A 10,396-nucleotide genomic window follows, 5' to 3' on the forward strand; every position below is an offset into this window, starting at 1 on the left:
GTCTTCGGGGGTGTGCTCGCGGATAGGGGGGATACGGGGCCGTGGTTCATCGCAGACCGCCCAGGGTGCGGGCCATGCGCGGCGCGACCTGGCGGGCCAGGAAGGTCCGCGGCGGGTTGAGGGAGCGGTAGCCGACGCGGACCCGCTCCCAGACGTCCTCGTGGCCGGACCGGGCACCGGTGGTGCGGGTGGCGGGCACGGTGGCCATGAAGGTGTCGACGGCGTCGGCCGCCCACGCGGAGTGGCCGGTGGAGACGTTGTCGATGGTGTTGTGGATGTCGACGAACCGGGTGCTGAAGCCGTGCTCCTTCAGCGCGAGCCGGGCCCGGCGGTACGAGCCGCCGACACCGGACAGCTCCATGGCGACGTTCAGGCCCAGCACCTCCGGCAGGAAGGTGCGCGGGAAGCGGCCGACGCACAGCCAGTACACCGGCAGCTCGAAGGACTCGTCGCGGAAGCCGGGCCAGCGGGAGAACTCCCGGGAGCCGGTGGGCGGCAGGAGCACGTCCATCTCCGCGAGGACCTCGCGGTAGATGAGCGGGTGGTTGAGCTTCTCCTCGCCGTTGCCCAGCTCGTCCCAGTAGGTCTCGAAGAGCGAGAACCCGATCTCCGAGGAGGCGTTCTCGTAGTCCGTGAACCCCTGGAGCCAGCTGCCGTCGATCAGCGTCAGCGGTGCCAGCTGCACCGTCGAGTCGACCAGGTCGGCCCGGCTCGCGACCGGCGTCTCGGCGCCGTCCTCGAACTCCTGGCCGTGCAGGTCGTGCTGCTCCGCCAGCCAGGGCCGGAGCCCGGACCGGTGCCAGCGGGCCGGCAGCTGCGACTCGGCCTTGTCGAGGCCGTGCCGGGACCGGGCGAGCCAGTCCTGGACGTAGCCGACGGCCCAGCGGCGCAGCGCCGGGGTGTCCGTACGGCGCTGGAGCATCCAGTACGCCTCGCGCAGGTCGGCCGGGGCGCGGCCCTCGGCCGGCCGGACGGCCAGCGAGGGGAAGCGGGGCGCGGCCGTGGCGGTCGCGTCCTCCTTGGTGTCCCCCGCGTCCGGGCCCGCGGTCTCCCGCTCCTCGCCCGCGGCGGGCAGGGAGTCGATCCACCGGCGGATCACGGTGAGGTCCTCGGGCGAGAACACCCGGAACATCGGACCGCGCTCCGAGACCAGGCCGTTGACCAGCGGGCTGGACTTGGACCGGCCGGGCTTGACCAGCCGGCTGCGCGACAGCACGTCGAGCAGCGGGCCCGGGTCGGTACGGGCCTGCTTGAGCCAGTCGGACAGCGACCGGCCCTCGACCTGGAAGTCGTGGTGGTAGACGGAGCCCTCACGGGCGCGCAGCCGCATCAGCTCGGCCATGTCGTAGGCCGGGTCGCGGGCGGCGTCGAGCTGGGCGTACAGGCCGGCGCTCCAGGTGCGCAGCGCGGCCAGGGCCCAGGTGAAGCCGGTGACGACCCGGTCGGCCTCGGCGTCCGGGAGGGCGTCGACGGCGGCGCGGGCCCGCGACAGGTCGGTGGGTCCGCCCTCCTCGCGGGCGCCGCCCGGGTCGAGCAGCGACCAGTCCGCGCCGCCCGGCAGGGCCTCCCGGACCAGGGCGAGCGCGGGCGGCAGCCCGGCGTGCCGCAGGCACAGGTCGGCGCCGAGGATCTCGGCGCGGAAGTCGTCCGGCCGCCGGCTCATGGCCAGCAGCAGGGCGGGCAGGTGGAACGCGTCGTCGCCGATGCGCGGGTCCAGCGCGAGCCGGGACGCGGGCACGGCGTTCTCCGACAGCAGCAGCTGCCGCAGCAGCGCCAGGAAGGCGCTGCCCCGGGAGGCGCGGGGGTGGCCCGCGCCGACGTCCGAGGCGTAGACGGTGAGGATCCGCAGGGCCGCGGACTCGTCGGCGTTGCCCGGCGCGCTCAGCCACTGGAGCCAGGCCCCGGAGAGCAGGGCGAGCGGGGCGCAGCCGAGCGTCGCCCGGCGCACCAGGGTGTCGCGGGTGCCGTCGGCGGTCACGTCGTCGAGGAGCGCGCGGAAGCGCGTGCGCTCCGCGGCCGCCCAGTCCTCGGCCCGGGCGGTGAGGCCGGTCAGCCCCGGCCGCCCGGCCTCGTCGTTCGCGGTGTCGGGGCCGGTGGGCCCGGTCGTGGTGGCCGGGTCGTCCGGTCCGGCGGGGATCCGGCGCAGTTCGGCGCGGATCTCCTCCGGGAACCGGCCGCCGGGCAGCGAGCACTCGGGGTCCGCGGCCCGTACGTACAGGTTCCGGGACGCGCCCGGGCCCGGGGCAGGGGGCGCCGCCTTGTGGGTCAGCAACCTCTTCCCTCCTTGGCTTGGTTCGCCTGGCGCTGCGGGGGCGCTAGAACATGGGATAGATGGACGCGTCGTTCTTCTTCTTCGGCTTGCGGCCGAGCAGCTTGTCCAGGATCTTTCGCAGGATGGACACGGCGGGCACGCCCTCTCGTGGGGAGATCGGTGACGGTCAGGACAGACCGAGGGTCTCGGCCATGACGCGGGTGACGATCTCGTGACCCTCGTCGGTGTAGTGGGCACGGTCGACGAAGAGCCAGTCGGCCGGCTTGATCGCGTCGGCGACCGCGGGGTTGAGGTCGAAGAAGCGCGCACCGGCCTTCTCCGTGACGACCCGGAGGGCCTCGGCGTAGGTACGGCCGGCCTCGATCGAGGCGATGATGCCGTAGTTCTCCTCGAACGAGCCGTTGGAGGAGAGGGAGTTGAGCTCCTCGAAGAGCAGCTTCTCCTGGGGGGCGTGCTCCTCGCGCAGCCACGGGGCCATCGGCTGGAGCGCGTAGGTGATCTTCACATCGGGGCCGACGAGCTTGCGCAGCGACTCCAGGTGGCGGCCCGTCAGGCCGGCGGCGGTGTCGATCAGCTCGGGCAGGGTGCGCTTGCGCTCGGCGGGCCGGCGGGGCGCCGCGGCGGCGGGCTTACGGTCGGCCAGCAGACCGGTCAGGCTGCGGGCGGGCGCCTTGGCGGGCTTACGGGCCTTGGCCCGCAGCTCGTCCATCGCCTCGAAGTACTCGCCGCTGAAGAAGAAGGCGCCGTCCTCGCCGCGCTGCCACTCGGGGAGCAGCGAGAGGGCCAGGTTGTTGAGCCCGGAGAGGATGACGATCTCCTCGACCTCGGGCAGCAGGTGCTGGTGGAAGAGGAAGAGCATCAGCTCCTGGGCCGAGTTGTGGCTGCGGCCGCCGAAGTTGAGCCAGGGCGCGGAGGGGGCGTACTTGCTCCACAGCCGGGAGGAGATGGTGGCGCCGTCGTTGGTGGCGCCGATGCCGAGCGCCGTGGAGCTGCCCATGAGCAGCTTCACCGGGCCCTTGGGCACCTCGCCCGCCGCGGACGCGGTCTGCCCGCCGGGGCCGCGGGAGAGGCGGAAGCCGAGCCGGTCCGTGTTGATCACGGACGAGCGGTAGGAGGCCCGGTGGAAGTACATCAGGTAGGGCAGGTAACGCACCTCACCGCGGTCGTCGAAGTCGTCGTACTGGATGAGTTGCGGGGTGAGGGTCTCTCGGTACAGCTTCACGAACAATCTCTCCCTGTGTGGGGGCGGCCTGGTCCCTGTGGGGTCCGGCCGGGTCAGCCCTGGAACAGACGGCCTCGGTGGATCTTGTGCTGTGCTGCCTGGGCCAGCGGGCGCACCACCAGCTGGTCGACGTTGACGTGCTGCGGCAGCCCCACCGCGAGCGCGACGCACTCGGCGACGTCCTCGGCGGTCAGCGGGCGGTCGACGTCGGCGTAGACGGAGGCCGCCTTCGCCGCGTCGCCCTCGAAGCGGTTGACGGCGAACTCTTCGGTCTTGACCATGCCGGGCGCGATCTCGATGACGCGGACGGGCTCCCCGGACAGCTCCAGCCGGAGGGTCTCGGTCAGCGCGTGCTCGGCGTGCTTGGCGGCGCTGTAGCCCGCGCCGCCCTCGTAGTTGACGAACGCGGCGGTCGAGGTGATGGTGACGATCGTGCCCCCGTCACCCGCCCGCAGCAGCGGCAGCAGCGTCTGGGTCACCTTCAGGGTGCCGAGGACGTTCACCTCGAACATCCACTGCCAGTGGTCGGGGTCCGCGCCCGCCACGGGGTCGGCGCCCAGGGCGCCGCCCGCGTTGTTGACCAGCACGTCGCAGGCGTCGAGGGTCGCCAGGGCGGCCTTGACGGCCGCCGCGTCGGTGATGTCCACCGTGAGCGCCCGGCCGCCGATCTCCTCGGCGAGCTCGGTCAGCCGCTCCTCGCGGCGGGCCAGGACGACGACCTCGTAGCCGCTCGCGGCCAGTCGCCGGGCGGTGGCCGCGCCGATACCGCTACTCGCACCGGTCACCACGGCCGTTCGGGCCATGCGGACCACCTCCTGAATTGTTGCGGGATTATGAACAGGGCATGGCTAGCCCCAGGCGGAATCCGGGTAATCGTCGCGGAACGCGGTCGACGCGACCCCGTAAAGAACATCGAAGAATCCAGAAAATGCGTTGCGTTTCATGGCCCCCGCCCTCTTCGCATTCCGGCGCAATTAACTTCCCAGCGCCGAACGCGACGATAGCCAGAAAAGTTCATGATTCAGCAGTGCGGAATGGCATCATGATCGCGTAGTGCGGGAACACGAAGGGGGAGCAAATGTGCCCAAAACCCGAAGACGAGGGACGAACCGACCATGTAGAGGTGTGCGGTCCCGGCATGGAGGCCTACCGGCTGGCCCTCACCGAGGGGACCGTTTCGGCCCCGGTGCCCCGCTGTTTACTCCAACTCGGTCTTCTGCGGTCGCTCCCGGACGCTCCTACGACCTATGTACCCGTCCCGCCCGACGTCGCGCTCTTCGACATGGCCCGCCCCATCGAGCGGGCCATCCTCAACCAGCAGCACATGCTGGCCTCCATGCGGGTCTCCGTCTCGCGGCTGGAGACCGTCTACCAGGAGGTGCAGCAGCAGTCCGCCCCCGTCCGGCTCCTCCTGGGCGAGAGCGCGATCAGCGCTGCCCTGGAGAAGGCGGTCGGCTCCTGCCGGCGTGAACTGCTGACCGCCCAGCCGGGCGGCGGCAGGGACCCCGAGCTGCTCGCCGAGGCGATCGACCGCGACCTCGCGCTGAGCGCCCGCGGCGTCCGCCAGCGCACCCTGTACCAGCACACCGTACGGTCCCACGGGCCCACGCTGGCCTATATCGAGAGAATCACCGCCGCCGGCGCCCAGGTCCGCACCGTCGACGAGATCATCGACCGGCTGATCGTCTGCGACCGGTCGATCGCCTTCATCCCCGGTGTGCAGCAGCGCCGGACCGCCGCGCTCGTCATCCAGGACCCCGGCGTCATCCAGTACCTGCTCAAGTACTTCGAGTACCTGTGGGAGGCGGCCAAGCCGGTGCGCGGCCAGGGCGTCACCGCGGGCGGGGGCGCGGAGGCGCTCACCCACGAGACGCGCCGCTCGGTCCTGGAGCTGATGGTGCGCGGCCACACCGACGAGGCCATCGCGGCCCGGCTGGGCATCAGCGCGCGCACGGTGTCCACGCATGTGAAGAAGGCGGCCGACCTGCTGGGCAGCCGCAGCCGGGCGCAGCTCGGCTATCTCCTCGCCCGCACCGGGCTGCTGGACGACCCGGAGGCGCTGGAGGCACTGGGCCCGGCCGCGCAGGCGCCGCGCAGGGGGGTCGACCGGCCGGAGCCGCGCTGACGGCGGGCGGGCCGCCCCCTCGGGCGCTCAGCCCGCGTCGAGCGTGCCCGTACGGGTGCGCTTCAGCTCGAAGAAGTCGGGGTATCCGGCCAGCAGCCGGACACCGTCGAAGACGCGGGCCGCCTCCTCGCCCCGGGGTATCGAGCTGAGGACGGGGCCGAAGAAGGCGACGCCGTCGAGGTGCAGGGTGGGCGTGCCGACGTAGGCGCCGGCGGCGGGGTCCTTGCCCTCGTCGTGGCGGAGCCGCAGCGGCTCGTCCCACGCCGTGTCGTGCGCGGCGGCGGCGAGCCCGGCGGGCAGGCCGAGCTCGGCGAGGCCCTCCGCGACGACCGCGTCGAAGTCCTCGTTCTTCTCCCGGTGGATCCGGGTGCCGAAGGCGGTGTAGAGGTCGCGCAGCCGCTCCTCGCCGTACCGCTCGGCGACCGCCACCGCGACGCGCGCCGGACCGAGGGAGTTGTCGACCAGTTCCCGGTACCACTCGGGGAGCTCGTTGCCGACGTTGTGCAGATAGAGGCTCATGGGGTGGAATCTGACGTCGATGTCGCGCAGCGCCTCCACCTCCAGGATCCAGCGGGAGGCGATCCAGGCGAACGGGCAGGCGGCGTCGTAGTAGAAATCGACGGTGGTCTTCTCCGCGGTGGCGCGCCCGGCGGGCGCCTTCTCGGCGAGGGTCTGCTGGTCGTTGGTCACGCGGCGACCCTAAGCCGCCGGTGTACCCGACCGGGGGGCCAGTCGGCCGGGAATTCCTTGGGCCAATTTCCACAACGCCGTTACGGCCCACCGGAATCGGCCCGCAAGGCGCGTCACCGCACCGCCACACCCCGTGATCGGCACCGGACTTGACAGACGGCGCGCGAAATCGGGGACGACCGGCGACGCACCTGCTAAACGCTGCCAGGATCGCCCCCGTGATCACGCGCGCCGCTTACATAGAAGAGCTCGGGCCGCCGGATGTCATCCAGTACGGCGAGCTGCCCGTCCCCCACGCGGGACCCACCGATGTGACCGTCGACGTCACCGTCGCCACCGTCAACCACGTGGACACCTTTGTGCGTTCGGGTGCCTGGCGGACCCCGGTCGCGTTCCCGTTCACCGTCGGCCGCGACCTGGTCGGCACGGTCGCCGGGGCCGGCCCGGGTGCGCCGGGCTTCCGCCCCGGCGATGTCGTGTGGTCCACCAGCATGGGCCACGGCGGCCGCCAGGGCGCCGCCGCCGAGCGGGTCGTGGTCCCGGCCGACCGCCTCTACCACCTGCCCGCCGGGGTGGCGCCGGCCGACGCCGTGGCCGTCGCGCACCCGGCCTCCACCGCCCACCTCGCGCTGTTCACCCACGGCCGGCTGCGGACCGGCGAGACCGTGGTCGTCGAGGGCGCCGCCGGGAACGTCGGCGCCGCGCTCGTCGTCATGGCCGCCCGGGCGGGCGCCCGCGTCGTCGCCACGGCGAGCGCGGCGGACGCGGAGTACTGCCGGTCCCTGGGCGCCGCGGAGGTGGTCGACTACCGCGACCCGGACCGGGCCGGGCTGCTGCGCGCGGCCTGCCCGCGCGGCGCCGACCTCCACCTCGACACCTCCGCCCGCAACGACCTGCCCGCCGCCGTGGAACTGCTGGCCAAGCGGGGCAGGATCGTGCTGCTCGCCGGGCTGCGCACCCGCCCCGTCCTGCCGGTCGGCCCGCTCTACCTCAAGGACTGCTCGGTCGTCGGCTTCGCGATCTCGCAGGCGACCACCGGGGAGCTCGCCGAGGCGGCCGAGGCCGTCGGCCGGCTGCTCGCCGAGGGCCTGCTGCGGCCCCGGGCCGTGGACCTCCTGCCGCTCGCCGACACGGCCGAGGCCCACCGCCGGGTGGAGGCCGGCGAGGCGAAGGGCCGCCGCGTCGTGCTGAGCACGGCCCGCCCGGAGCCGCGCGACTGAATTCCCCTAATGCCGCCGGAATCGGCGGCATTACCCCTGAAAACCGAATACAAAAAGAGTGCCGACAGCGTCCCGGACCCTGCCGGCACTCTTTGCCGCACACCTTTCGGATGAACCCCGGTGCGCCGACTTGACAACACTCACCTTTTTCCTTGACCGGGCCGCCCGCACCTCGGCATCGTCTTCCCCATGAGCGAATCCATCATCGATTCCAGCCCGCTTTTCGAGTGCCGGACGGAGATCCGCGTCTCGGCCGATCCGTTCGAAATCTATTCGGTGGTCAGCGACCTCGGGCGCAGCGCCGAATGGAGCCCGGAATGCATGGGCGGCGAATGGACCTCCGGCACCCCGTCCACCGTGGGCGCGGTCTTCCGGGGCGAGAACCTGCGCAGCACCGAGGTCGTGGCCTGGGCCCCGCTCATCCGCGGCACCTGGTACACCGAGGCCAAGGTCGTGGCGGCGGACCCCGGCAGCACCTTCCGCTGGGTGATGCTCACCCACGCGCAGGAGGACCAGGACAGCGTCTGGGGCTTCGACATCGAGCCCGCCGAGGACGGCTCCACTCTCGTCCACCACTTCCGGATGGGCCGGGCCACCGAGGGAATTCACCACATCGTCGCCGATCTGGACGAGGCCGGCCGCAGGCGCTTCGTCGAGGAGTGGGGCGCCAAGCTGGAGCAGGACATGGAGGTCACGCTCCGGCGCGTCAAGGACGTCATCGAGAAGAACTGACCCGGGCGCGCCGGGCGGGCGCGCGGCGATTTCATGGCAGCTACGAGCGGGATAGCGGGTACATGTTTCTGCAACGCATCGGAAATAAGGGAATTCGGCTGGGCACGCTGTTCGACCGGGCGGCCGCGAAGCACCCGGCGAACCTGATCCTCCTGGACCACACCCTCGACATCGCCCCGGGGCTCGGCCGCCGCGCCACGCTGACGGAGGTCGCGGACCTGATCGACGACTTCGCCTCCCGGCTCTGGGCCGCCGGGGTGCGCACCGGGGAGTACGTCGTCGTCCACAAGACGGACGGCTTCGACATCACCCTGCTGGCCTGCGCGGTGGCCCGGATCGGCGCGATTCCCGTCCTGCTGTCGTCCAAGCTCGACGGCGGCACGGTGGCGGAGCTGCTGCGCCGCGTCGACCGCCCGCACCTGGTCACCGACCAGGCGAAGCTGGAGAAGGACCTGCCCGAGGCGGTCTTCGGGCTGTCGGAGCGGGTGCTGCTCACGACCGGCACCCACGAGGGCGCGACGGCTCTGGACTCGCTGGCGGGCGTACCCCGGGTCGCCCCGGTGCCCATGCCCCCGGAGCACCCTACGCTGATCACGCACACGTCCGGGACGACCGGGACGCCGAAGCTGGCCGTGCACACCGGTGCCACGTTCCAGGCGCGCTACCGCCCGCAGGCGTCCGTCGTCTCGCTGGTCAGCAAGCGCGAACCGATCGCCGTACACGTGTCGTTCGTGCACTCGCGGATGTTCACGGCCATGCCGATCGCCGTCCTCCAGGGCCACCCGCTGATCGTGCTGGCCGACGACGACCCGGTCTCCGTGGGCGAGATCTTCACCCAGGCGCCCCCCGGGTTCATCGAGGCGCACCCCAACTCCTTTATGCGCTGGGAGGAGCTCGTCGACGACCCGCGCGCGCCACTGGCCAACGTCAAGTACTTCAGCAGCACCTTCGACGCCATCCACCCGAGGACCGTGCACCGGCTGCTGAGCGCCTCGCGCCGCAGCCGGCCGCTGTTCGCCCAGGCCTACGGGCAGAGCGAGGTCGGTCCGATCGCCGCCCGGACGTACACCAGGGACCGGGGCGCGGAGGCCGACGGCCGCTGTGTGGGCATGCCCTTCCCCGGTATGACGGGCGTCCGCGTCCTCAGCCGCGACGGCAATCCGCCCTCCCGCACCTCGCCCGGCAATATCGAGGTCCGCAGCGACGGACGGATCATCACCTATCTGGGTGAGCACGCGCGGTGGGAGAAGCAGGCCGACGGCGAGTGGTGGGCCATGGGGGACGTCGGCTACCGCACCAAGCAGGGCTGTCTGCACCTGCTCGACCGCGAGGTCGACGTGATCCCCGGCATCGAGAGCACCCTGGCCGTCGAGGACACCCTCTTCGCCCGCCTCCCGGAGCTCGTCGAGGCCATCATCGTGCCGGGCGAGGACGGCCGGGCCGTGCCGGTGGTGTGCACCAAGGACGACAAGCCGCTGGACCCCCTGGCCTGGCAGCGGGCCGTCGAGGGCCTCGCGCCCATGGCCGACCCCGTGCAGTGGCGGCTGGAGGACCTGCCGCACACCGCCACCACCAAGATCAAGCGACTGGAACTCGCCCGCCTGCTGAAGACGAGGGACGGCTCCCCGGCATGAGTGGCAACCACATGGAGATCTGCGTCGTCGGTGCCGGCCCCCGCGGCCTGTCGGTCCTGGAGCGGCTGTGCGCCAACGAGCGCGCCGCGCCCACGCACCCGGCCGTCACCGTGCACGTCGTCGACCCGTCGGCGCCCGGCGCGGGCACCGTCTGGCGCGGCGACCAGTCGCGCGAACTGCTGATGAACACGGTGTCGTCGCAGATCACGGTCTACACCGACGACAGCGCCCGGATCGAGGGCCCGATCGAGCCCGGACCGAGCCTGTACGAGTGGGCGCGCGGCCTGGCCGCCCTCGCCGACGCCGGACAGGCCCCGGGCCACGACGAGGAGACCCTCGCCGAGGCCCGCCGGCTGGGCCCGGACACCTACCCGACCCGGGCGTTCTACGGCCGCTACCTCCACGACAGCTTCCTCCAGGTCGTGGCCCGCGCCCCGGAACACGTCACGGTGCTCGTGCACCGCTCCCGCGCCGTCGCCATGGCCGACACCGAGGGGGTGA

The 10,396-nt window shown here is 72.2% G+C and carries 9 protein-coding genes; 5 read left to right on the forward strand and 4 right to left on the reverse strand.

All coding sequences use genetic code 11. From position 1 onward, the window contains the following. Positions 1–46: 46 nt before the first annotated feature. The 3 genes from LUZ64_RS27770 to LUZ64_RS27780 form a co-directional block, all read right to left on the reverse strand. On the reverse strand, positions 47–2,272 hold the full coding sequence (locus LUZ64_RS27770) for an iron-containing redox enzyme family protein (protein ID WP_095582119.1): 2,226 nt from the start codon (positions 2,270–2,272) through the stop codon (positions 47–49). Positions 2,273–2,438: 166 nt separating this feature from the next. Beyond that, positions 2,439–3,494, reverse strand: coding sequence for an SGNH/GDSL hydrolase family protein (locus LUZ64_RS27775; RefSeq protein ID WP_095582118.1), 1,056 nt, complete (start codon positions 3,492–3,494; stop codon positions 2,439–2,441). A gap of 53 nt (positions 3,495–3,547) precedes the next feature. After that, positions 3,548–4,297: an SDR family oxidoreductase gene (locus LUZ64_RS27780; protein ID WP_095582117.1), complete on the reverse strand. Its 750-nt coding sequence runs from the start codon at positions 4,295–4,297 to the stop codon at positions 3,548–3,550. 335 nt (positions 4,298–4,632) lie between these two features. Here LUZ64_RS27780 and LUZ64_RS27785 point away from each other — a divergent pair, with 335 nt between their 5' ends. Continuing rightward, entirely contained in the window at positions 4,633–5,619 is a 987-nt protein-coding gene (locus tag LUZ64_RS27785) for a LuxR C-terminal-related transcriptional regulator (protein ID WP_232390388.1), read from the forward strand. A gap of 27 nt (positions 5,620–5,646) precedes the next feature. Here LUZ64_RS27785 and LUZ64_RS27790 read toward each other — a convergent pair whose 3' ends face one another. Beyond that, positions 5,647–6,309: a mycothiol-dependent nitroreductase Rv2466c family protein gene (locus tag LUZ64_RS27790; RefSeq protein ID WP_095582116.1), complete on the reverse strand. Its 663-nt coding sequence runs from the start codon at positions 6,307–6,309 to the stop codon at positions 5,647–5,649. A 218-nt stretch (positions 6,310–6,527) separates the two neighbouring features. Between LUZ64_RS27790 and LUZ64_RS27795 the strand changes: the two genes are divergently transcribed. The 4 genes from LUZ64_RS27795 to LUZ64_RS27810 all read left to right on the forward strand — a co-directional run. Continuing rightward, positions 6,528–7,529: an NADPH:quinone reductase gene (locus LUZ64_RS27795; protein ID WP_232390389.1), complete on the forward strand. Its 1,002-nt coding sequence runs from the start codon at positions 6,528–6,530 to the stop codon at positions 7,527–7,529. 189 nt (positions 7,530–7,718) lie between these two features. Further along, positions 7,719–8,261: an SRPBCC family protein gene (locus LUZ64_RS27800; RefSeq protein ID WP_095582115.1), complete on the forward strand. Its 543-nt coding sequence runs from the start codon at positions 7,719–7,721 to the stop codon at positions 8,259–8,261. Between the two features lie 62 nt (positions 8,262–8,323). Continuing rightward, entirely contained in the window at positions 8,324–9,895 is a 1,572-nt protein-coding gene (locus LUZ64_RS27805) for a class I adenylate-forming enzyme family protein (protein WP_095582114.1), read from the forward strand. Continuing rightward, the coding region (locus LUZ64_RS27810) for an FAD/NAD(P)-binding protein (RefSeq protein ID WP_232390390.1) at positions 9,892–10,396 on the forward strand (505 nt) is incomplete at its 3' end. The genes LUZ64_RS27805 and LUZ64_RS27810, both read left to right, overlap by 4 nt.

The sequence above is a fragment of the Streptomyces albireticuli genome, assembly GCF_021228125.1.
Classification (GTDB): Bacteria; Actinomycetota; Actinomycetes; order Streptomycetales; family Streptomycetaceae; genus Streptomyces; species Streptomyces albireticuli.

Bases quoted from the DNA above. Each gene is read 5' to 3' on its own strand.
- LUZ64_RS27780 (WP_095582117.1), bottom strand. From the start codon at position 4,297: ATGGCCCGAACGGCCGTGGTGACCGGTGCGAGTAGCGGTATCGGCGCG.
- LUZ64_RS27785 (WP_232390388.1), top strand. From the start codon at position 4,633: ATGGAGGCCTACCGGCTGGCCCTCACCGAGGGGACCGTTTCGGCCCCG.
- LUZ64_RS27800 (WP_095582115.1), top strand. From the start codon at position 7,719: ATGAGCGAATCCATCATCGATTCCAGCCCGCTTTTCGAGTGCCGGACG.
- LUZ64_RS27805 (WP_095582114.1), top strand. From the start codon at position 8,324: ATGTTTCTGCAACGCATCGGAAATAAGGGAATTCGGCTGGGCACGCTG.